Source organism: Planococcus beigongshangi (assembly GCF_016820495.1).
Classification (GTDB): domain Bacteria; phylum Bacillota; class Bacilli; order Bacillales_A; family Planococcaceae; genus Planococcus; species Planococcus beigongshangi.
The window spans coordinates 39,940-60,862 of sequence record NZ_JADHDU010000001.1 but is presented as its reverse complement, the minus strand read 5'-3'; the positions used below and the strand labels follow the sequence as shown (position 1 = coordinate 60,862).

The following is a 20,923-nucleotide window of genomic DNA, read 5'->3' as shown; positions in this document are numbered from 1 at the left end:
CCCTCCTTAAGCGTAAACGAAACTTATCTCGAATTCAAAATATTTGTTCCAATAAAGAAACACCCTCGGATTTCCAGCGGGTGCTTCTTTGAGTGATTAAGTCTGTGCCAATAGATCTTCCAGGTTTTCTTTGGAGAAATGATATTTTTCATTGCAGAAATGGCATTCCGCTTCTGCCTGGCCGTCTGTTTCGATCATATCCATGATCTCTGTCGGTCCGAGGCTTACGATTGCGTTTGTAATGCGGTCACGTGAACATTCACATGTGAAGGTTACGGGCATTTCATCGAGAATTTTCACATTCTCTTTACCAAGCACTTCGTGAAGGATATCTTCCGGCGTCATTCCTTCACTGATCATTTTGGAAATTGTCGGAATGGATGCCAGACGTTCTTCGATAGCGACGATGATTTCTTCAGGTGTTCCAGGCATCAATTGGATGATGAACCCGCCTGAAGCAAGAATGGTGTTGTCCGGATTGACGATGACACCGACACCGACAGATGAAGGCACCTGTTCTGAAGTCACGATATAATGCGTAAAATCTTCTCCGATTTCTCCCGATACGATCGGAACCTGTCCGACGAACGGCTGCATCAGGCCGATGTCTTTGGATACCGTCAAGAGGCCGTCTGTGCCGACCGCTCTCCTTACATCGAGTTTGCCGATTTCATTCAGATCAAAATGAGTCTGGGGTTTTGAAACATACCCTCTCACTTCACCTTTTGCATTGGCGTCGACAAGGATATTGCCGATTGGTCCGCCGCCGTTGATGCGGATCGTCAATTTTTCCTCGCCTTTCATCATGGCGCCCATCATGACACTGGCAGTCATCGAACGGCCCAGTGCCGCTGAAGCGGTCGGCCATGTGTAATGCCGGCGTTGCGCTTCACTCACTGTTTCGGTTGTTTTTGTAGCATATGCGCGAACCTGGCCATCAAAAGCCAGAGCTTTTATTAAATAATCTCTCAATTTCTTTCTTCCTTTCACTGCAAGCATCCAGCAATTCGTTCCATCGGATACTTGTCGTTTATTGAACCCATCAAAAGCAATGTACAGCTTTATACAGATTAAGACGTAAGACAATAAAAGTAAATAAATCTGCTTATAGGAAAAGCGACGGCACCCGTCAAGCAGGGACAGGCATAAGACAGAATAACGTAGCGGTCCTGACCGCGCAGTTAGGCTGGCTTATGACCCGAAGAGCTGGGTCGCGACAACGAAATGATTTTATGACATCAAAAACCCCATCCACAATTCGCGGATAGGGTTCCTTTCAGAAAAAGCTTGTCAGTGCGCCGTATGCCAGCGCCAACAGGATGACGTAGGCCGGATGCCATTTCCGGATTTCAAGCAGCCAGTAGCTGACGGCGATCAAGGCGATTGTCTGGATGCTTCCGGACACTTCATAGGATGTCATGAAGAATTGCAGCGTCATCGCCCCCAGAAGTACCGCAATGACCGGGCGGATCATCTTCGTGATGTTCTTCACTTTCGGAGAATCCTTATATTTCAGCAGCGTGACCATCAGCGCGATCATGAGGACGAGTGACGGAGCTACAGAAGCGAAGAGTGCAATGACCGATCCAAGTATGCCGCCTTCCATATAGCCGATATAACCTGCCATCTTCGTCGCTACCGGTCCTGGCAAAGCATTGCCGAGCGCCAGCACTTCGCCGAATTCCTGCGTCGTCATCCAGCCGTATCGGTCGACGACTTCCTTCTCCACTAATGGTATGGAAGCCGGACCGCCACCGTATCCTAAAATTCCGGGAATAAAGAAGGCCAGAAAAATATGCCAATAAATGATCATTTAGCGCCACCTTCCTTTTTCACCGGAAGGAATACAAGCACCAGAATGGCGACGATCAGAAATGCAGGATGGACCTCGAGCACCTCCATCAGTATGATGGAAATCACCGTGTAGATCACAGCACGCAGCCAGCCGAGCGAATCGCCGGATTTTTTCAGGAAGTCGAGCGTGAGGATGGCGAGCATGACGCCGACGACCGGGACGACTGCATCTGACATGCCATTGACCCAGGCGACATCTTTGTATTGCTGCAATACCCCCAGCAAAATGATCATCAACAGAACGGTCGGTACAACAGAAGCAAAAATCGCGATGAGACATCCCGGAAGGCCGTTCACCCGCCAGCCGATATACCCCGCCATTTTTGTCGCAAGCGGCCCGGGCATCGTATTCGCCAAAGCCAGCGTGTCCCCAAATTCATCACTCGTCATCCATTTATATTTTTTGACCGCTTCCTGTTCAAATAAGGGAATAGCGGAAGGCCCTCCACCAAATCCGAGCATGCCGACGCGGAAAAAAGCGGCAAACAAATCGGTATACTTACTCACATATGGCCCCCCTTTTTCTTTTTCAACTAGTTATCACCAGGCAGCGATCGCTCCGTCAGTACGCGATTCCGTCCCGCCCGACAGGACGCCGGTATCCGGATTGCGCCAAATGATCTGGCCGCGTCCGAAATTGCCGCCGTCTGTGGCAACTTGAATGGCGTGCCCTTTCCTCGCAAGCGCCTGCGCCAGGTAATTCGGAAATTCAGGTTCCACCAGCACCGTTTTGCCTTCAATCCACTGCCATCTCGGGGCGTCGAGTGCCGCCTGCGGATTCATCAGATAATCGATGGTGTTCGTCACCACTTGGAAATGCCCCTGCGGCTGCATATAACCGCCCATGACGCCGAACGGCCCGACCGCTTTCCCGTCTTTCGTCAGGAAACCCGGTATGATCGTGTGATATGTCCGTTTGCCGCCCTGCAGGAAATTCGGATGATCCGGTTCCAATGAAAAATCCGCTCCGCGGTTCTGCATGCTGATGCCGGTTCCGGGAATGACGATCCCTGAACCGAAGCCCATGTAATTGCTCTGGATATATGAAATCATATTGCCTTCTTCATCCGCAGCAGCAAGATACACCGTCCCGCCTTTCGGCAATTCATATGGAACCGGATCCGATGCCTGATCGCCAATCGTTTCGGCACGTTTCCCAGCGTATTCAGCTGACAATAAATGAGCAGCTTCGACCGGCATCGCCTGCGGTTCCGTGACAAACTCCTTGCCATCAGTGAAAGCGAGCTTCATGGCTTCGATCTGCTCATGAAGCGTTTCCGCAGTCTGCCACGCGGGCTGTTTCATTTTACTGAAGATATTCAGGGCCATGAGCGCCACAATGCCCTGGCCATTCGGCGGAATTTCCCATACATCGTACCCTTTATAATGCGTGGAAATCGGTTCCACCCATTCTGGCTTGTAGGCAGTCAGGTCTTCTTTCGTCAGGAAACCGCCATGCTGTTTCATATATGTATCGATTTTCTCCGCAATCGGCCCTTCGTAAAATGAACGTGCGTCCGTTTCGCCAATGTCCTTCAATGTAGCGGCATGGCCGGGAGAAGCCCACATCTCTCCGATTTCCGGCGCTTTTCCGTTCGGCGCAAACAGATCGAACCACGCCTGATATTCTTCCGAAGTGAAATTCTGCTTGAATTTATTATAGGCCAATTTCCAATACTTTCCGAGAATTGGCGATAGCGGATAACCTTCTTCCGCATAGCGGATGGCCGGTTTCAGCGTTTCAGCCAAAGACAGCTTCCCGAACTTCTTCGATAATTCCGCCCATGCTGCCGGGACACCCGGAACGGTAATCGGAATCATGCCGTGAACAGGCATCTTATCATGTCCGCGTTTTTTTACGGCTTCAGCAGAAATACTCTGCGGTGCTGGCCCTGAACTGTTCAGGCCATGCAGTTTATCTTTTATCCACACTAAAGCGAATGCATCTCCACCGATGCCATTCGAAGTCGGTTCAACAACAGTCAATGCAGCGGCTGTCGCAATCGCGGCATCAATCGCATTGCCGCCTTTTTGCATAATTTCCAGTCCTGCCTGGGCTGCCAGCGGCTGAGAGGTTGCCACCATCCCTTTCTTTGAAAATACAGTATGCCGTCTAGATGCAAAAGGGTGATTCAAATAATCCATCTGAAATTCCTCCGTCTCTGAATTTGATCGTTTTTTCTCCAGCAGCGTACAAAATATATCCGGTGCCACTTCAAAATCGTCCGTTTCGATAAACCCGAAATTTTTATAGAGATTTAGGGCCGGCAGATTCGCCTTGCCTGTGCTGACTGTAAAATCCATATCTTTGAAAGTCTCCATTATGAATGTCATCAGCCTGCGGGCAATTCCTTTACGGAAATGATCCGGATCCACCACGAGCCGGTGGATATCGAGTACGCCACGCTCTTTCTTATAAGAAATGAATCCCAGGAGCATCTCTTCCTCGTAATAGCCACAAAAAACTTCATCACAGCCCTGCAGTTCCTGCAGGGTTTCTGTCAATTGCGGGATGCCATCGAAACCCATCATTGCAGCTTCGATCATATAAGCAGGCTGTTGAATCCGCTGTATCGCTTTTGCTGCCTCTTCATTTCTGTGATTGATGTTCTTGAGCATTCGGCGTCACCTCATTCCAATAGTAGCACAATTCCAAAAACTCGAAAGTGCATTTTATTGGCCTGTTTCCCATCAGCCTCTCTGCAAAACGGATCAGACAAGTTTTTTCATGAGCTCCGGATAATTGTTTTTCGGTGAATTTACGGCAGCGGATACTTCGTAGGCTTCCATCGCTGCGTCATCAAACGGCTGCAGCAATCCTTGCAGGAATTCCACGTCTTCCACTTTTGGATCCAGCCAGATGGATTCCGCCTCTTTTGGTAAAATGACCGGCATACGGTCGTGGATAGATGCCATTAACCGGTTCGGGGCAGTCGTCAGAATCGTACAGCTGTGAACCGTTTCACCGTTTTCCGACTTCCAGGATTCCCATAATCCTGCAAAAGCAAACGGTTCACCCGACTTCATCTTGATCAGCATGGGCGTTTTCTCTTTCCCTTCTTTTCTCCATTCATAGAATGCATCCGCCACAATGAGGCAGCGCTTCTTTTTGAAGGCATTTCTAAAGCTCGGTTTTTCTGAAGCTGTTTCCGCGCGGGCGTTGATCATTTTATAGCCGATTTTCGCTTCTTTTGCCCATGGCGGGATTAATCCCCATTTTAGCGTGCCAAGCCTGTTTTTCGCCCCATCGTTCACTACGGCCAGAATCTGCTGTGACGGAGCGACATTATAATTCGGGATAACGTCTTCTGCATCGGCAGCCGATGCTGCTATATCGAAACGTTCCAGCAGAATACTGTAATCTGTAAATAACGAATATCTTCCACACATAATCCGTCTCCTCCTTCAAGTTCTCATTATCATCTAATGTATCAGATTATTACTTTTTTCAGTTTAAAAAGGGCTGCATAAGCGACCCGATGATGAAATTCCTTTCATTCTCCCCTTATTTTTCGACATTCCTTCTATAAGAGGGGGGTTCTGAACCCTTTCCTAACGAAAGAGTGTTATAATGGAGATACAATGATTTCTGTAAGGAGGAATAATATGGCTACTGCACGAGAAATGAGTCTGGTCAATAAAGATTTTTTGGTGGAAGAACTCGGGCTGAAGCAACAGGGCAATTCGGCTGTTTTTACAAATGAGGATACATTTGTGCTGTCTCCATCCGTCCAGCGTTACGAAAAGGGTTTCGATGTTAGTGATTTTACTTTGGCAAAATACAATCCGGAAAAACATCAAGGATTTTTAATCGTCCGTTATATGGACACCTTCCTGATGGCTAAACTTGAAAGTTTCATCGATAAAATGATGCCTCCTGAACTTAAAATCACGAAAAAAAATACAAAGCCCCACTGGAAATTTACAGTTGCCGAAAATCCTGCTTACCATATTGTCAATACACAAAACAAAGAATTGCGTTACCGTCTGCAGGAACCTTCGAAAAAGCAGATTGCTTCGTTTTTCAAAAAATTATAATTCCCCTTCCGTGATTCGGCTGAATCCCGGATTTTCTTTATTCAGAAACAGGCAGCTCCCGTGAATACGGGAGCTGCCTGTTTCTATTCATCCGAGTTTTCACGGATCGGCGTCTGTTCGTCACCGACACCTGTATTGCTGTGGGGCCCTGTTTGCCGGAGCTCAGCTCCTGCCTTCTCGTCCGCATTTTTGCCTCCGAAACTGCCGTGCTTCTGGCCGCCTCTTCTTGTGCTGTTCGTCTCCTGTTCATGGTCGGAAAATTCCTCTTTGCTCAAAAGATCCCTCCTAGGAAGATGTGATACTTATCCTCTTCCCCGATTCGCCCAGAGCAAACACTTAAAAGTAAGAATCTTTACGTCTGTCGAAAAACCTGCTGATTAAGAATGAAAACCGAATGCATACATACCGAAATAGACCGTCAGTAAAGATAGAATGGCAAAAACGGCATATTCTGCCTTGCCACCCGTTCTCGCAGTAATCGGAAAGCGGACCGTGACTTTGAATGGAAAGAATAATTTGATGCCGTTTTTAGTTGCCATGTCCAACAGGAGATGACTTGCCATTCCTACGACTAACCCTGATGCAATGGCTTCATTTGGAAGAAAAGCGTTGAACAGGAACACTGCCAGCAATAAAAAGACAAGGCTGTGGGTGAATGTCCGGTGGCCGAAAAGCGTGTTCACGATTTTCGATATCACCGGAAATGTCCGGCCGATTTTGCTGCCTCCGTGGCAGATATCCGGGATTAAGGCGCCTACCGCTCCCGCTCCCAAAAGGAGCACCGCTTCATAATTTGTGATTTGTGCGAATGCAAGACCTGCTGTAATGCCGCCGATGATGTGTGTTTTTCCCGTCATGCTGATTCCCCTTCTCTTCGATACTCTTACGATCTGTAAGTCTCCCGCTCTTTATTATACGAAAAATAGGGTATGGTGGAGGTATAGAAAATAGAAAAAGGAGTTTTAGCTATGGGAATTCACACATTTTTTACCGCTTTAAACGATTTGGAGCGGATTATCCGGGCACCCGGCAGATTTAAATTCGAGGAACATAATGTCGCTGCCCATTCCTGGAAGGTCAGCCAATACGCCATGTTCTTTGCAACAATCGAAGAACGTGCCGGACGCACCATCGACTGGAAATCCCTTTACGAAAAAACGATCAATCATGACTTTGCCGAAGTGTTTATCGGAGATATCAAAACTCCGGTCAAGCATTCATCTCCCGAACTGAAGGAAATGATTGCGAAAGTTGAAGAAGGGATGATGGAAAAATTCATCATCCGGGAAATTCCCGAAGAATTTCAGCAGGTGTTCTTCGACCGCATGAAAGAAGGGAAAGATGAGACGATTGAAGGCCGTCTGCTTGAACTGGCCGACAAGCTCGATCAATTCTATGAATCTTTCAACGAAATGAAACGCGGCAACGGAGATCCTGAATTCGCCAAAATGTATCGCATCGCGCTGACAAAATTACTCAATATCCCTCTCGATGCCAGTGTAGGTTACTTCAAGAATGTCCTTCTTGAAGATGTGATCAACGAAGAGAGCGTCATCGACGTTAAAGGGATTACGCTCCAGGTGCTCGAACGCCACAAGCATTCGCCATATATTTCGTAAACCCCTTATGGTAAATTAGAGATAGAAAAGCGACGGCGCCCGTTCAGCTCTGACAGGCATAAGATGGAACAGCAGAGTGGCGCTTTTTGCCACGGCAGCTGGGTCGGCTTATGACCCGAAGAGCTGGGCCGCCGGAGTCTGGACACAGAAAAGCGACGGCGCCCGTTCAGCTCTGACAGGCATAAGATGGAACAGCAGAGTGGCGCTTTTTGCCACGGCAGCTGGGTCGGCTTATGACCCGAAGAGCTGGGCCGCCGGAGCCTGGACACAGAAAAGCGACGGCGCCCGTTCAGCTGGGCCGCCGGAGCCTGGACACAGAAAAGCGACGGCGCCCGTTCAGCTGGGCCGCCGGAGTCTCGACAGTGAAAAGCAATGAAGCCATTTTTAATTTATTGCACAAAATAAACCCGGAGGTGAATCCCTTATTTAAGGGAATTTATTGGACCCCATACTTTTAGCGAATTTAGCATTATTCATTTTACTGATTTTATTTACCGCCATTTTTGTCGGCGCGGAATTTGCCGTAGTGAAAGTCCGCATGTCCCGCATCGAGCAATTGATCGAAGAAGGCAGTAAGCGGGCAGGAATTTCAAAAAAAATTCTCGACAATCTCGATTATTATCTGTCGGCCTGCCAACTGGGAATCACCATGGCTGCACTTGGACTCGGCTGGCTCGGCAGACCTCTTGTCGAACAGTTCATCCTCCCGCTGTTCAAGGATTTCGGATTGCCACCTTCGTCAGCAATGGTCATTTCCTTCCTATTGGCTTTTTCGCTGGCGACTTTTTTCCATGTGGTCATCGGTGAAATGATGCCGAAATCATTGGCGCTGCACTCGGCCGAACGGATGGCCCTCACTTTAGCTCCAGTGCTTTATGTTTTCGGAAAAATCACGTCCCCCTTCATCTATTTGATGACAGCTGCTTCGAGCCTGTTGCTGCGGATCTTCGGACTCCAGCCGGCGAAGGCTGACCAGGGACATTCAGAAGAAGAATTGAAAATCATCATGGCACAGAGCTTCCAGAGCGGAGAGATTAACCAGACGGAGTTATCCTATATGCAAAACATCTTCGCTTTTGATGAACGCAGTGCAAAAGACGTCATGGTGCCACGGACGCAAATGATCGCATTTTCTGACACGCTGACTCCCGAGGAGTTATTGGAAGAAATTCGTGAGCACCGATTCACAAGATATCCGATAGCCCGGGACGGCGACAAAGACGACCTCATCGGATTCATCAATGCCAAGGAGATCCTTACCCATTATGCTGTCAACGGTTCATTCCGTTTACAGGAGCTGATCCACAAACTGCCTTATTTCCATGAGACGACTCCTTTGCAGACCGCTCTGGTGAAAATGCAGAAAGACCGCACCCACATCGCATTGGTGATTGATGAGTACGGCGGAACCTCGGGACTTATAACAATGGAAGACATTCTGGAGGAAATCGTCGGGGAAATCCGCGATGAATTTGATGAAGATGAAGAAGCGGACATTATCAAAGAAAATGAATATCGCTATTTACTGAATGGCAGGGTGCTGCTGAAAGATCTTGAAGAGCGCTTCGGCTATGAATTTGATGACAGTGAAGATATCGATACGATCGCCGGCTGGATCCAGCATCAGCTGATCGAGGCTGAAACCGGCAGCGCGGTTGAAAAAAATGGCTGCCGCTGGTCCATCCTCGAAATGGAATATCATCATATTCTGAAGATCTCACTGGATATAGTGGCTGACTAATTGATGAAACCGTCTGAAAGACAGGAAAAAGGCTAGCCTTTTTCCTGTCTTTTTTTATGGCGATTGCAGTTTTCACACCCTTTTATCGCTCTTTAGGGTTAATGCCTGATCGGAGCGGGCATACAAATGATAAAGGATGTTAATATTGGAGGTTGAGCAAATGGCAAATGCCAAGTCTTATGTAAAAGAATTCGGAGCGAAGTTCAAGGAAGATAACGCGTCAACTCTCGCTGCAGCACAGGCCTATTATTATTTACTCGCAATTGTACCTTTATTGATCCTGTTGCTCTCGATACTACCTTATCTTCAAATCGATCCCCAGCGCGTCATGGAATTTATAGGCACCATCCTGCCGGGTGAAGTCGCAACAACTTTTGAAGAAAATATCGTCAGCGTTGTCACGACCCCTTCCGGCGGACTGTTGACATTCGGTATCCTGGGTACGCTTTGGTCGGCTTCGAACGCCGTGAGTGCCTTCATCACTGCGACGAACGAAGCATATGATGTCGAAGAAACAAGATCTTTCATCGTACAGAAAGGCCTTGCCATCCTATTGACGGTGTTCATGCTGATTGCAGTCATCGTCGCGTTGGTGCTGCCGATTTTTGGCGGCGCCATCATCGATTCGATCAGTTCATTCCTGAACCTGCCGTCTCAGACGGAAATTCTGTTCCAGGTGCTTCGCTGGGTGATTTCCATCGCCGTGATGAGCATCGTGCTGGGATTCATGTACAAATTTGCGCCCAATAAGCACTTTCCATTCAAAGAAGTGTTGATCGGTGCATTAACAGCAACTATCTTGTGGCAATTGGTATCTCTTGGCTTCTCGTTCTATGTAGCGAATTTTGGAAGCTATAATGCCACATACGGAAGTCTCGGCGGTTTGATCGTGCTGATCCTGTGGTTCTTCCTGACCGGACTTATCCTGGTGATCGGCGCTGAGCTCAACGCCATCATCCACAAACGGAAAAATACCAAAAATGCGCCAGCCAAAGTCTACGAATAATTGACGAAAAAATCCCCCTTTCACCTCAAGCGTAAGCTGTTTGAGGCAAAGGGGGATTTTTCTGATAGATAAAGGGATTTAACCTTCCCAGGCAATTTCGGTTGTATATATCTGGGTGTCCCCGACAAAAATCCGGCATTGTGTTTGGAGACAGCCGAGTCCGAGCGACACTTTGATCTCCTCGAATCCGCCGTCCTCACTTCTCAGATTGCCGAATAGCCTGGCGCTGCCTGCAAAGCCTGGCTGATCATCCTGAAGGACCCCGTCCACCCACAATTTCTTCTGGTTCCAGGTGCTTTCCACTCGAATACGATGCGAAGAATGCTTTATTTCCCATATATCGTTCATCGTAACGCCTCCGTTTCATCCTGATAAGGACAGTATAGCAAACATTCAGAATCATTTCTGCAACAGAAGAACCTGAACGCCAAAGTCCTTTACCAAAAGAAAGCAGCCCATTATTTCAAGGGCTGCTTCCTGTTATTTCATTCGCCTAAATCGACATTATGATAAACCTGCTGAACATCTTCAAGGTCTTCTATCGCATCAATCATCTTTTCAAATTGTGCCTGCGCATCTTCCGGCAATTCAACATCATTCTGCGCCATCATCGTCAGCTCGGCTACGGTGAATTCAGTGATGCCCGCTTGTTTGAATGCTTCCTGCACCAGATGGAATTGGTCAGCTTCCGCATAAACGATAATCGAGCCATCCTCTTCTTCGACGTCCCGGACATCGATATCCGCTTCCATCATCATTTCAAGCACTTCATCCGCAGTTTTCTGGCCTTCGATGCCAATAACTGCGACAAAATCGAACATGTAAGCTACAGATCCACTGACACCCATGTTGCCGCCGTTTTTGCCGAAGGCTGCGCGCACATCGGATGCTGTCCGGTTCACATTATTTGTAAGCGTGTCCACGATGACCATGGAGCCGGTCGGGCCGAAACCTTCATAGCGCAGTTCATCATAGCTTTCTTCAGAACCGCCTTTGGCTTTTTCGATCGCGCGGTCGATGATCGCTTTTGGCACACTGTATGTTTTAGCGCGTTCCAGTACAACTTTCAATGCCTGATTCGACTCGGGATCCGGCTCGCCCTGTTTGGCGGCTACATAGATCTCGCGACCAAATTTAGCGTAAATCCGGCTTGTATTGGCGTCTTTTGAAGCTTTTTTTTCTTTGATATTATTCCACTTGCGTCCCATTTTGTTTCCCACTTTCTTTCAACTTTGAATGTGAAGAACGTTCACTCTCTCTATTATATAATAAAACAGCCGATTTATTCGAGCAGGAGACCGGCAGAACAAAAAAAGTTCATCCTGCTTATGAGTGATAAGGCGGCTTCTGATAAAAGTAATTGGGTTTGACGACATCGTTCTTATAGGGCTTATGGAAAATGTGCGTGGTTGCCGGGGACATCGGCGGGATCAGCCATGCCCAGTTGCCCGTGACTGCACGGCCGGCAGTTTCTTCCTTTTTCTCGAAACTCTTGAATTGCTTGGCCGCTGTATGATGATCGACAATCGTCACCCCCGCCTCGGCGAATGACTCCAGTACTGCAATATTCAGTTCAACGAGAGCCTTATCTTTCCATAAGGATCGATTGGACTTCGTATCAAGCCCCATTTTTTCTGCAACAGCCGGCAGCAGGTCATAGCGGTCTTCATCCGCAAGATTGCGCGCACCGATTTCAGTCCCCATATACCAGCCGTTGAATGGTGCCAGCTGATATTGGATGCCTCCAATCTCCATCTTCATATCGGAAATAATCGGCACGGCATACCATTTGGCTCCCAGCTCGGCAAAACCATCAATTTCCGGATGCCGTATGTCCACTTCCAGAACAGCTTGTTCCGGAAGTTCAAAAACTTTTACACCTTTGCCCTCTTCCTCAATGACAATCGGCAGCAGATCAAAATCAGTGCCCTTTCCCTGCCAGCCGAGTTCCATGCATTTTTCCGTGAATTCGACTGAAGTAGAATCTCCTGTAACCGCACCATTCTTCTCATAGCCGGCATAGCGAAGCAATTGATGATTCCAGATGCGCAACCTGCTCTTCCCATCCTGTTCAGCTGGAAACACCGTGATTGCCGGTCTGATCTTCCCGCCATTGGATGCATAGTCCAGGTGCTCGAGTAATGCTTCAAATGCTTCTTCCGCCGTTTGCCGGTTCCTTGCATCAAAAACGGTGAGCGTCTGCCAGAACAGCCGGCCGATGCAGCGGTTATTATTCCGCCAGGCCATACGTGCCCCGTGTTCGAGTTCTTCGAAAGTATGTGTATAACTGCCCGTTTCTTCCACTTCTTCTATAATTTCACCGATCCTGGTTTTGATGGCTGTTTCATCTTTCCCGAGCTCATTGTAGCAATTTTGAATGAAATATCCTGCTTCCTCAATTAAAATGCGGTTTGACAAGGTGGTTTCCATAAACTTCACTCCCTCTTCCAACATGATAGCATCTTAAAAATGCCTCCTTGGATGAAGTTGTGACCAGTTTATGTAATCTGGATTGCGAAAAAAAAAAACCCGCCCTCAAATTGAGGAGCGGGTTTCGTCTGTATTTGCTTATGCCAGACCGAAATCGTTCACCAGCGCAGCCAGGCCGCCCTGATAGCCTGAACCGATGGCATTGAATTTCCATTCACCGGCGTGGCGGTATAATTCCCCGACCACTAGAGCTGTTTCAATGGAGAAATCCTCACCCAGGTCATAACGCAGAATTTCTTCGTTATTGCTTTCATTCATGATCCGGATAAATGCGTTTGATACCTGTCCAAAGTTTTGGGCACGGCTTTCAGCATCATGGATGGTAACAGTGAATACCACTTTATGGATTGCTGAAGGAACATTCGGCAAGTCGACGATCACTTGCTCATCGTCCCCTTCCCCTTCACCTGTCAGGTTATCTCCTGTGTGCGTAACAGAACCATCGCCGCCGACGAGGTTGTTGTAGAAGATGAAATCTTCCGGTCCGCGGGATTTGCCATTTTCGCCTACAAGAAATACCGAAGCATCAAGGTCGAAATCTCCGCCTCCGCTGTATTTATTGGTATCCCAGCCCAGTCCTACCGTCACTTTTGTAAGTCCTGGATTCGTTTTTGTTAAATCGATTTTCTGGCCTTTTGATAAGTTGATTGATGACATGAATACTCTCCTCCGATAAGTTTATTTTATAAGAAAGCATAACTTTTTCAGCTTTAGATGGCTTCGAAAGAAACGTTCCTTTGTCCAGCCTCTCGGGTCATGAGCCAGACCAGCTATGCGGCAAAGAACGCCGCTCCGCTGTTCCGCCTTATGCCTGTCGAGACTGAACGGGCGCTTCCGCTTTTCTTACTTTCTTTGGGTATCTTCATATTTCTTTTGCAATTCTTCGATGCGCAAGCGCCCTTCTTCGCGCATTTTGCGGTTTTCATCTTCAATTGCGCGGGTATCATTCATCCCCTGCATAATAGTTTCCCATGTCTGCTCGATCGTTTCAATCTTGATGCTCGGCTGGCCGGACATCCGGGCGATATCCACGGATTGACGGGAGATGTCGTTTGCATTATTCAACAGCATTTCGTTCGTGCGGCGATCCAGTTCGCTCATCGATTCTGCCACCAAATTCTGGCGTTTCGCCGCGATGGCGTTGATCAGGCCGGTTTTGAAAATCGGAATCGTTGTAACGAACGCTGAGTTGATCTTCCCGATCAGCTTCGTGTTACCGCGCTGCAGCATGCGGATCTGAGGAGCTGACTGATAGGAAACCTGTTTCGCCATCTCCAGATCGTAAACGCGCTGTTCCAGCAGTTCGATGGCATTCTGCAATGAATTCAATTCCATCAGCGCCATCTGATCGCCGGATTCCGCTTTCTTGCGTACTTCAGGTTCTTTTGCTTTCAGTTCTTCGACTTTGATGTCACCTGCTGCAATGTATTTCTCCAATTCCATGAAATACTGGAAATTCTGGTCATACAATTCCTCAAGTGTCGTCGTCGATTTCTTCATTTCAGCTTCGTATTTTGTGATTTCCACATATACTTTATCAATTTCAGTACCCATCGTCTGGTATTTATTGAAAAGCTGCTCGATCATCTTATTGCCTTTATTGAAGATTTTGTTGAGGAACCCTTTTTTCTCGACAAAATCCTTTTTATCGAATTTATCCATGATTTTTCCGAGCTGTTTTAAAAGTTCGCTCGATTCTTCCATGCTGTTGGCCTGCACCGAATTCAAGACTTTCCCGGTAAATGCGGAAATTTCATTTGCAGGCTCACGTCCGAATTCCAATAGCGCTATCTGGTTTTTCGGATCGATTTTAGAAGCCAATTGCAAAACTTCCGGATCTTTTTTCAATTGCATTTTCAGCTGATTTTCATCCTTCATCACGAGTTCCTGCTGTTCGATCTGATCTGGCATCGTGTTCATCATTAATCCCTCCTTATTAATTATAGAAATCTTCCAAGAAATTTTCGCACTACAGACGGTTCCTGGAACGGTTCGTTGAAACTCCGTTCATCCAGCCAGTGTACATCATAGGCCTCTGTATCCAGCCAGCGCTCGATATCCTGATGGCCCTGAGGATTGATGATGATGTTATCAAGGCCGAAGGAATGGGTCAGCGCAATCGCATTGGCGTCTGCACGGCTCAGTTCCCCGTCTTTCTCTTCATTATAAAACAAAAGCGTCGGTACAAACTGTGGATAATCGAATAATTGAATCAATTGGATGACCGGATCCGGCAAAGTCATTGATTGGGAAAAAGCATAGAGCTGCAATTCTTCAAACGACTCCCCGTTTTGCGGCAACAGGATCGGTTTCTCCACATGCCTCGCGATGGCAGCTCCGATTGCTGTCTGGACACCATCCGGCAGTTTACCGTAGCGCCACCAATTGGATTTCTTCATCTTTTCGGGATCCAGCTTCCCCTTATTGTCCATGGCTGCACGGTAATGGAATTGCTGGTTGCCTTTCCGTTCTTCGATGAATGGAAAACTCCGGAACAATTTTGTATCTTCACGCTCAGTCAGTTTATGGATATTATCCCAGAAACGCTTCCGGTCTTTTTCTATCCCCATCACTTTGGCAAATACAACGGGAATATGGACGACGCCCCGTTCGACCGCAAATGCCGGCCGCACCATGGCACGTTCTTTCGCCAGCATGAATGCCTCATCGATTGTCGTTTTCAAACGGATTGAATGCGTCACATAGGATTTGAATTGAAACGGCTTATAAAGACCTGAATCATCGTGGTGCAAAAGCCTGTCCACTTCCTGTGTAGCACGGAAAGCCACTGTTCCGACACGCTTCGGCTTTTCTTCGGGGAATTGTGGAATCGCTTCAATATTCACTTGAAAGCTGTGGGTGTGGATGTTCTCTTCCCCGACCATCTTCCCAAACCACTTCTCACCCCCAGGATCAAAGACGACAAGATGGAAACCATAGGCAGCCGCAAGCTTCAGGAACCATTTTTCACTTTCCGAAGATTCCCCGTACCAAAGAAAAGCCGGCAATCCTTTTTCCAGATTTAATGACTCCAGCTCCGGTTCAATATGGTTGAACGTCCACTTCACGAGATCGGTGGCAACTCTCCTGAATGACGATTGGACGGTACTGCCGCCTGACTGTTCCTGAAACGCCTTCAGCACATCGATCATGACCAGGCGGAGCCGGCGGTTCAAACCGGCATCTTTCAGGCGGGGCAATAAACCTTTGCCGTCCAGAAACGCTACAATCCGGTTGGCGGATAAACCATTTTCTTTTCGGTTCATTTCAAAAAGATCCTGAAGCGCTTTCAACCGGTCCTGGTCGATATGTTTATTCATTTTATCGGATAAGCGGATCAGCCGCCCGCCTGACTGTTCCATCGATTCATAAATAGAAGCAAAATAATCATCTGCATCCAGCGGCATCCCCGTAAACTCACCAAGCAGCTGCGGATAAGTGATGGCATCTTCTTCCACTTTCGTTTCTGTATGATTGACAATCGGCTTAGCCAGCCATTCGCCAAATTTTTCCGGATCCCATGTTCTCACACGGACCGGATGCAATTGAACCATGGGTCTCCCCCCTTGCTATTTGCTTTGCATCGAAATGTCAGCAACTTTTGCCAAAATTTCTTCTCCTGCCTTAATGCCTTTTTCTTCCGTGACAATAATGTGATCTGAAACTTCCGCATCCGATCTGACTGCTTCGCCGTGTGCGGCAAGCAATCCCGCATCTGCACTTTCCAACAGATCCAGATCCAGCAGGGAATCACCGGCAGCTATGACGTAATCCGCATTGATGCGGTCCCGCACATATTCCATCGCTGCCGCTTTTGTAATGCTTTCAGGCATCAGATAAAGCTTTCTGCCCTGGAGTGACAGGCTCCATCCGATTTCACGGAAGATGTCGGTATAAAAACCGATCTTTTCTTCCGGAAAACGGGCACGGTCGACTACGAGATAAACGAACCAGTCTTCTGCCTGTCTGACGCGCAATACCCAGTCTTCATTGAAATGCTGATGAACGACAGGCATCAATTCCTCGATGATGGTTTTTCTGCTGACGCACTGGCGGCGGATATCTGTCGACCATTCTTTGATCGGCTCGCCGTTTTCCAGAATGACCGCACCGTTTGAAATGATGGCGAATTGCGGCGGTTCGTTTCCTTCGTATATGCCCGTGACCCGCTCATATTGTTCACGGGTCCTTGTTGTCACCGGTACAAATACCGTATCCGGCTCCAACTCCCATAAAGCGGTCTGGCTCTGTTCAGTCATATAGGACTGAGGTTTTCCTTCATAACGTTCGACTTCTATCAGGTCTTCCGGCTTCACTTCGCTGCCCATGGATCTCCGCGAATAAATCAGTGTCTGGTCCAGGTCGCTCGCAAATAATACCGTCATATTTCTTTCCCCGATTTAATAAGTCCGATTGACCGGTAGAATAAGTCGGGAACGATTTCCACCGGCACATCTTTTTCTTCTGCCAGAATCAGGATGTGCTTCACATCCGGGTGCCCGGCATCGCGGACCAGCACTTTCCAGGGATTTCTCCGAAGCAGCACGCGTGTAGTTTCGCCGACACCGGGTTTTACCAGATGGTAATCCGTTTCGGTATACATCTGCTGCCCGATATCTTCGACTTCTTTCATGCCTTCCCATGTACAAGGGGCAGTCACCGGCGTGCTGAATGCTTCTTCTTCCGAAGCTTTGCTGGTGTCGGCAAAGCAGGCTGTGACTTTATCAACAAAATCGTTGGACAGGTCTTCTTCCATTAATTCGCCGTAAAATTTCGCCCCGTGGTAATCATCCGCTCCGATATAACGGTCATTCAAAATTGTCCGGCTGACCAGACCCGAAACCGTGGAATTGAGGCAGGCGCTCGGAATCAGGAAATCTTCCCTTGTCCCGAACAGGACGGCACAGGCCCCGGGATCAGCCAAGACGGCCATATCATCCTTGAGGTCCGTCCCGTGCTCACGGTTAAAAGCGGCCAGTGATTTCGTCAATTCTTTTTGGATGGCACCTTTTCCTGTCCAGCCATCCACAAATTGGATCCGGCTGCCGGGATGTGATTTCAGAATCGTACGGAGCGCATTCTCATCGATTCCTTTATCGCGCAGAATCGATATGCTGTAATGCGGCCAGTCCATCCCCAGCATCTGTTTTGCATAGCGTTTAAGCAGAATTCCGATCGGGCTTCCTGCACGCGCCAGTGATACCAGCACGATATCTTCAGTACCGGCGTTCAGCTGGATTCTTCTGGCCGTAACGCCGACAAGATGACTCAATTGTTCCTTCGTCTGTTCTACAGATGCATGATAGAGTTTCGTATATTCTTCGGAAGGACGGTATTCAACCGGCAACCGTTCAGCATAATGCCCCCCAGTCTGGACCGCTTTTTCCCGTTCTTCCAGCGAACTTTCCTCAAAGTCATCAGTGACGTCTTTCAAAAGAAACGTAATATCCTCGTCCGGATAGCTTGTTTTCACTAAACCAGCAGTAATCATCAGGCCACCCCTTTTTTATAGTTTGTCTGTCAGTGACAGCCACTCGACCGGAGCTTTTTTCTCCAGATAGGAAATTAAAGGCTGCCAGCTCTCTTCCTCAACTACCGACTCGGCCAGCAGATAGATCCTGTCGGTATCGACTTTACTTATATTATAGAGGAAATGGTTTACATCTTCTGCATCCGGCAGCTTGAACAGGACCTTCTCTTTTATCGGGTATCCTTCTTCCTCAGCTGCAAAAATAGGGCTTCTGGTCGCTGTCTGCACTTTTACATCGCCGCCAAGCGCCAGCCCGAAACGGAGAGGAAGATACATATTCTCTCCTATCCCTATCACCAGCGGCTTGTCAGCGGCTTTCACCATTTTGGCTGTTTGCTCGGCCCATTGCCCGATTTCCAGATGGCGGCGGCTTGTCAGACCGAAGCGTCCCGTAAACGGGAGATACCGCTGCCCTCCAGCAGAAGCATAAGCAACCGGCGGGATTTGGGCTGAACGGTTTGGTGCCGCCGAACCTGTCTCTCGAAGAAGAGGCACGTCTCCTTCCTCAGGTGAGTCACTGTGATATAAGGTGAATTCACCGGCAAGCAATGACAGCACTTCGATAGCCAGATTTCTTGTTTCAGCCAGCTTTGCGAGTTTCTGCTTTTGACTTTTATTCCGCCAATCTAGAATGGATAGGGATATGTACTTTTTCCCAGGGAACTGGGCATCCAGGGCAGTGATCAAGTTCACCAATGTATTGCCGGTTGAAATTTCATCGTCTATCAATACGATCGTCCCGGCATCTTCCAGCATTCCTGCCGGTGCATACACTCTATGTGAAGTCGCATGGGAATGTTCTTCTTCAAACACAAAAGTGGGAGAGACACCGATAATTTCTTCCCGGGTCGTATGGATATAGGATGCCTCATCAAAATGGTGGAAAACAGCATGGCCCAGACCTGTTGCAGTTTCCGCCATGCCGATGAAGACCGTTCGTTCCGGTAAAGCCGCACGATATGCAAGCGCCTGTCTGCTTGTTTCAAGGCAGACTTCCCCCGATTCGATCATTTCCGCAATTTGCTGCGCTTGTGGAATCGGCGGAATACCTGACTTCTCCATCAATAAGGAAGCAAGTAAACTTCCTGTGCCCAGTGCGAGCGCCGGGTGGACCGCTAAATGTTTGGCGATCAGCTTGCTGACAAAAAGAAATTGCCGCTTTTTATTCACGCGGAGCGCCATGGAAAATAAGGATTCCATCGGTAAGTTGGCGTAGCTTTCGCAAGCTGACACCTCAATATCCATTTTATCCCAATACTTATATCTGTTTTGCAAGTTGTTTTGCCCGTATGTGATTAAGGACGTCGATTGGTTTGTAATATTCATTCAGCACCCCGTATATCTCCGCTTGAGCGGCTACTTTTTTCGCCCAGCTCAGGTGCGGTTTCACTTCATTCATCTTATTGCGCTGCGGACTTTGCAGAATTCCATTGAACGTATCGCTTTTCGACAGAATGAGCATTGCATCTTCATAGGTTTCATGCGAAATGATGTAGCCGGCGTTCACGATCGCTATTTGGGATGGATGGATGCAGGTTTTCCCTTTGAATCCATTCAATAAATCCAATTGCACTTCTTCCCACAGCACTTTTTCAGGTTCCGTCGAAAGCCAGGGGTTCGTATCGGATGAAAAATACTCATAAACCGGACCGGAAACGATAAAACCGTCTTCGGCTTTTGTGAATTTATTGAGCACCGAAACCAGGCATTCCCGGATTACATGTACATCATAAATGGTCCGCTCAACCGGACGGCGCAGGCCATAGAGACTGGAAAAATCCGTCGCACCGACTCGGATCGTCAAAATCCGGTCTTTTTCCTGGCGCAATTTTGCATAGATTTCCGTCAGCGCCTGTTCTCGCGTTTCGGCAAAAAGCACTTCTTCTGTTTCGAGAAGAGGCAGCGCATACAGCATTCTTCCCGCTTTTTCGCTGGCACGGTCCAGGGCCTGGAAAAAATCATCCAGGTGGGATGCCTGAACTTTAGGCAGCACAATCCCCGTCAATACGCCGAGGGCACTTCCTGCCAAGTTTGTCAGTTTATCCAATTGCTGCGGGTTACGAATCCGTAAAAACAGCAATGGACTTTCTTCGGTATTCGTTTCGGAAACACGTTCAATTTCTTTCAATTGCGAAACGACATTCGCTTCAGCCGATTCAAGATCAGCATCAGCCACTGCGTCTTCCAGGCAAATCATCAATGTTGCCAAGCCGGAAAATGTGTTCCGCCGATAATTTCCGGCTATAATCTTATCTGCGAAATCAGGTCTTGATCCAGGGGTGTAGAGTGCTGCACCCAGCGCCAACCCAAGTATTTCCCGTTCCGTATCTCGATTAAATTCTGCCGGGGTATATTTAAAAAACGTTTTTAACTCAGAATTATCCAATACGTTGAAATGTCTCATTTATGAAACCCTCCCGGCACAATTAATTAAAACTATATTAGTTGAAATAATAAAATAGCATATATAATCCGCTTCGGCGCTATGGACAAGCCTCCCACAATAAGCCGAGAAGAACACTCGTCGTATTGCTCCGGCCAGTCCTGAGCCGCGCCTTTGCTTAGGTCCACTTCTGGAGTTGAAGTGAAGCAGCAAAGACTCCCTACAGTCTCAGCGTAGCATTGAGCACCCACTCGGACGAAGG

The 20,923-nt window shown here is 48.0% G+C and carries 22 protein-coding genes and 1 pseudogene; 5 read left to right on the top strand and 18 right to left on the bottom strand.

The annotated features are described in order from the left end of the window. Positions 1-96: 96 nt before the first annotated feature. The 6 genes and pseudogenes from hslO to IQ294_RS00325 form a co-directional block, all read right to left on the bottom strand. The gene (gene hslO / locus IQ294_RS00345) at positions 97-972 is read right to left on the bottom strand and encodes an Hsp33 family molecular chaperone HslO (protein WP_284699711.1); all 876 of its coding nucleotides are present in this window, start codon (positions 970-972) and stop codon (positions 97-99) included. Positions 973-1,276: 304 nt separating this feature from the next. Beyond that, a complete protein-coding gene (locus IQ294_RS00340) occupies positions 1,277-1,810 on the bottom strand; it encodes a chromate transporter (RefSeq protein ID WP_203332720.1) in 534 nt (177 codons plus the stop codon). Then, a complete protein-coding gene (locus IQ294_RS00335; RefSeq protein ID WP_349291308.1) occupies positions 1,810-2,361 on the bottom strand; it encodes a chromate transporter in 552 nt (183 codons plus the stop codon). The genes IQ294_RS00340 and IQ294_RS00335 overlap by 1 nt, the downstream gene beginning before the upstream one ends. 33 nt (positions 2,362-2,394) lie before the next feature. Further along, positions 2,395-3,999, bottom strand: coding sequence for a gamma-glutamyltransferase family protein (locus IQ294_RS00330; RefSeq protein WP_238942604.1), 1,605 nt, complete (start codon positions 3,997-3,999; stop codon positions 2,395-2,397). Between the two features lie 87 nt (positions 4,000-4,086). Next, positions 4,087-4,383: pseudogene (locus tag IQ294_RS16380) on the bottom strand (GNAT family N-acetyltransferase); the annotation flags it as partial. A 183-nt stretch (positions 4,384-4,566) separates the two neighbouring features. Beyond that, positions 4,567-5,244 (bottom strand): SOS response-associated peptidase, encoded by a 678-nt coding sequence (locus IQ294_RS00325; RefSeq protein WP_203332026.1) that lies wholly within the window; start codon positions 5,242-5,244, stop codon positions 4,567-4,569. Between the two features lie 216 nt (positions 5,245-5,460). Between IQ294_RS00325 and IQ294_RS00320 the strand changes: the two genes are divergently transcribed. Further along, positions 5,461-5,892 (top strand): hypothetical protein, encoded by a 432-nt coding sequence (locus tag IQ294_RS00320; protein ID WP_203332025.1) that lies wholly within the window; start codon positions 5,461-5,463, stop codon positions 5,890-5,892. A gap of 83 nt (positions 5,893-5,975) precedes the next feature. On the opposite strand, the gene IQ294_RS00315 is transcribed toward IQ294_RS00320, so the two are convergent. After that, the gene (locus IQ294_RS00315; protein ID WP_203332024.1) at positions 5,976-6,167 is read right to left on the bottom strand and encodes a hypothetical protein; all 192 of its coding nucleotides are present in this window, start codon (positions 6,165-6,167) and stop codon (positions 5,976-5,978) included. Positions 6,168-6,269: 102 nt separating this feature from the next. After that, positions 6,270-6,749 carry a metal-dependent hydrolase gene (locus IQ294_RS00310; protein ID WP_203332023.1) on the bottom strand — a complete coding sequence of 160 codons (480 nt, stop codon included), beginning with the start codon at positions 6,747-6,749 and terminating at the stop codon, positions 6,270-6,272. 111 nt (positions 6,750-6,860) lie between these two features. On the opposite strand from IQ294_RS00310, the gene IQ294_RS00305 reads away from it, so the two are divergent. From IQ294_RS00305 to IQ294_RS00290, 4 genes are all read left to right on the top strand, one after another. Further along, a complete protein-coding gene (locus IQ294_RS00305; protein ID WP_203332022.1) occupies positions 6,861-7,511 on the top strand; it encodes a YfbR-like 5'-deoxynucleotidase in 651 nt (216 codons plus the stop codon). A 76-nt stretch (positions 7,512-7,587) separates the two neighbouring features. Continuing rightward, complete coding sequence (locus IQ294_RS00300) at positions 7,588-7,887, top strand: hypothetical protein (RefSeq protein ID WP_203332021.1); 300 nt, start codon at positions 7,588-7,590, stop codon at positions 7,885-7,887. Positions 7,888-7,950: 63 nt separating this feature from the next. After that, positions 7,951-9,252, top strand: a complete 1,302-nt coding sequence (locus IQ294_RS00295; protein WP_203332020.1) for a hemolysin family protein — start codon at positions 7,951-7,953, stop codon at positions 9,250-9,252. A 160-nt stretch (positions 9,253-9,412) separates the two neighbouring features. Beyond that, complete coding sequence (locus IQ294_RS00290; protein WP_203332019.1) at positions 9,413-10,258, top strand: YihY/virulence factor BrkB family protein; 846 nt, start codon at positions 9,413-9,415, stop codon at positions 10,256-10,258. A gap of 78 nt (positions 10,259-10,336) precedes the next feature. Here IQ294_RS00290 and IQ294_RS00285 read toward each other — a convergent pair whose 3' ends face one another. The 10 genes from IQ294_RS00285 to IQ294_RS00240 all read right to left on the bottom strand — a co-directional run bounded on the left by IQ294_RS00285 (position 10,337) and on the right by IQ294_RS00240 (position 20,682). After that, a complete protein-coding gene (locus IQ294_RS00285; RefSeq protein WP_203332018.1) occupies positions 10,337-10,606 on the bottom strand; it encodes a hypothetical protein in 270 nt (89 codons plus the stop codon). 137 nt (positions 10,607-10,743) lie between these two features. Beyond that, positions 10,744-11,466, bottom strand: coding sequence for a YebC/PmpR family DNA-binding transcriptional regulator (locus IQ294_RS00280; RefSeq protein WP_203332017.1), 723 nt, complete (start codon positions 11,464-11,466; stop codon positions 10,744-10,746). A gap of 118 nt (positions 11,467-11,584) precedes the next feature. Then, complete coding sequence (locus IQ294_RS00275) at positions 11,585-12,688, bottom strand: nitric oxide synthase oxygenase (protein WP_203332016.1); 1,104 nt, start codon at positions 12,686-12,688, stop codon at positions 11,585-11,587. A gap of 138 nt (positions 12,689-12,826) precedes the next feature. Next, positions 12,827-13,405 carry a TerD family protein gene (locus IQ294_RS00270; protein WP_203332015.1) on the bottom strand — a complete coding sequence of 193 codons (579 nt, stop codon included), beginning with the start codon at positions 13,403-13,405 and terminating at the stop codon, positions 12,827-12,829. 186 nt (positions 13,406-13,591) lie between these two features. Beyond that, positions 13,592-14,668: a toxic anion resistance protein gene (locus IQ294_RS00265; protein WP_203332014.1), complete on the bottom strand. Its 1,077-nt coding sequence runs from the start codon at positions 14,666-14,668 to the stop codon at positions 13,592-13,594. A 20-nt stretch (positions 14,669-14,688) separates the two neighbouring features. After that, entirely contained in the window at positions 14,689-16,302 is a 1,614-nt protein-coding gene (locus tag IQ294_RS00260) for a YceG family protein (RefSeq protein ID WP_203332013.1), read from the bottom strand. 15 nt (positions 16,303-16,317) lie between these two features. Further along, entirely contained in the window at positions 16,318-17,133 is an 816-nt protein-coding gene (locus tag IQ294_RS00255; protein ID WP_203332012.1) for an HAD hydrolase family protein, read from the bottom strand. Continuing rightward, positions 17,130-18,239: a cysteine protease StiP family protein gene (locus IQ294_RS00250; RefSeq protein ID WP_203332011.1), complete on the bottom strand. Its 1,110-nt coding sequence runs from the start codon at positions 18,237-18,239 to the stop codon at positions 17,130-17,132. The genes IQ294_RS00255 and IQ294_RS00250 overlap by 4 nt, the downstream gene beginning before the upstream one ends. 15 nt (positions 18,240-18,254) lie before the next feature. Continuing rightward, a complete protein-coding gene (locus tag IQ294_RS00245) occupies positions 18,255-19,604 on the bottom strand; it encodes a phosphoribosyltransferase family protein (RefSeq protein ID WP_203332010.1) in 1,350 nt (449 codons plus the stop codon). Further along, entirely contained in the window at positions 19,537-20,682 is a 1,146-nt protein-coding gene (locus IQ294_RS00240) for an HpcH/HpaI aldolase/citrate lyase family protein (protein WP_203332009.1), read from the bottom strand. The genes IQ294_RS00245 and IQ294_RS00240 overlap by 68 nt, the downstream gene beginning before the upstream one ends. Positions 20,683-20,923: the final 241 nt, after the last annotated feature.

Bases quoted from the DNA above. Each gene is read 5' to 3' on its own strand.
- IQ294_RS00320 (WP_203332025.1), top strand. From the start codon at position 5,461: ATGGCTACTGCACGAGAAATGAGTCTGGTCAATAAAGATTTTTTGGTG.
- IQ294_RS00325 (WP_203332026.1), bottom strand. From the start codon at position 5,244: ATGTGTGGAAGATATTCGTTATTTACAGATTACAGTATTCTGCTGGAA.
- IQ294_RS00250 (WP_203332011.1), bottom strand. From the start codon at position 18,239: ATGATTACTGCTGGTTTAGTGAAAACAAGCTATCCGGACGAGGATATT.
- IQ294_RS00240 (WP_203332009.1), bottom strand. From the start codon at position 20,682: ATGAGACATTTCAACGTATTGGATAATTCTGAGTTAAAAACGTTTTTT.
- IQ294_RS00270 (WP_203332015.1), bottom strand. From the start codon at position 13,405: ATGTCATCAATCAACTTATCAAAAGGCCAGAAAATCGATTTAACAAAA.
- IQ294_RS00330 (WP_238942604.1), bottom strand. From the start codon at position 3,999: ATGGATTATTTGAATCACCCTTTTGCATCTAGACGGCATACTGTATTT.
- IQ294_RS00285 (WP_203332018.1), bottom strand. From the start codon at position 10,606: ATGAACGATATATGGGAAATAAAGCATTCTTCGCATCGTATTCGAGTG.
- IQ294_RS00275 (WP_203332016.1), bottom strand. From the start codon at position 12,688: ATGGAAACCACCTTGTCAAACCGCATTTTAATTGAGGAAGCAGGATAT.
- IQ294_RS00260 (WP_203332013.1), bottom strand. From the start codon at position 16,302: ATGGTTCAATTGCATCCGGTCCGTGTGAGAACATGGGATCCGGAAAAA.
- IQ294_RS00265 (WP_203332014.1), bottom strand. From the start codon at position 14,668: ATGAACACGATGCCAGATCAGATCGAACAGCAGGAACTCGTGATGAAG.
- IQ294_RS00255 (WP_203332012.1), bottom strand. From the start codon at position 17,133: ATGACGGTATTATTTGCGAGCGACCTGGACCAGACACTGATTTATTCG.
- IQ294_RS00245 (WP_203332010.1), bottom strand. From the start codon at position 19,604: ATGAATATTACAAACCAATCGACGTCCTTAATCACATACGGGCAAAAC.
- IQ294_RS00305 (WP_203332022.1), top strand. From the start codon at position 6,861: ATGGGAATTCACACATTTTTTACCGCTTTAAACGATTTGGAGCGGATT.
- IQ294_RS00290 (WP_203332019.1), top strand. From the start codon at position 9,413: ATGGCAAATGCCAAGTCTTATGTAAAAGAATTCGGAGCGAAGTTCAAG.
- IQ294_RS00280 (WP_203332017.1), bottom strand. From the start codon at position 11,466: ATGGGACGCAAGTGGAATAATATCAAAGAAAAAAAAGCTTCAAAAGAC.
- IQ294_RS00310 (WP_203332023.1), bottom strand. From the start codon at position 6,749: ATGACGGGAAAAACACACATCATCGGCGGCATTACAGCAGGTCTTGCA.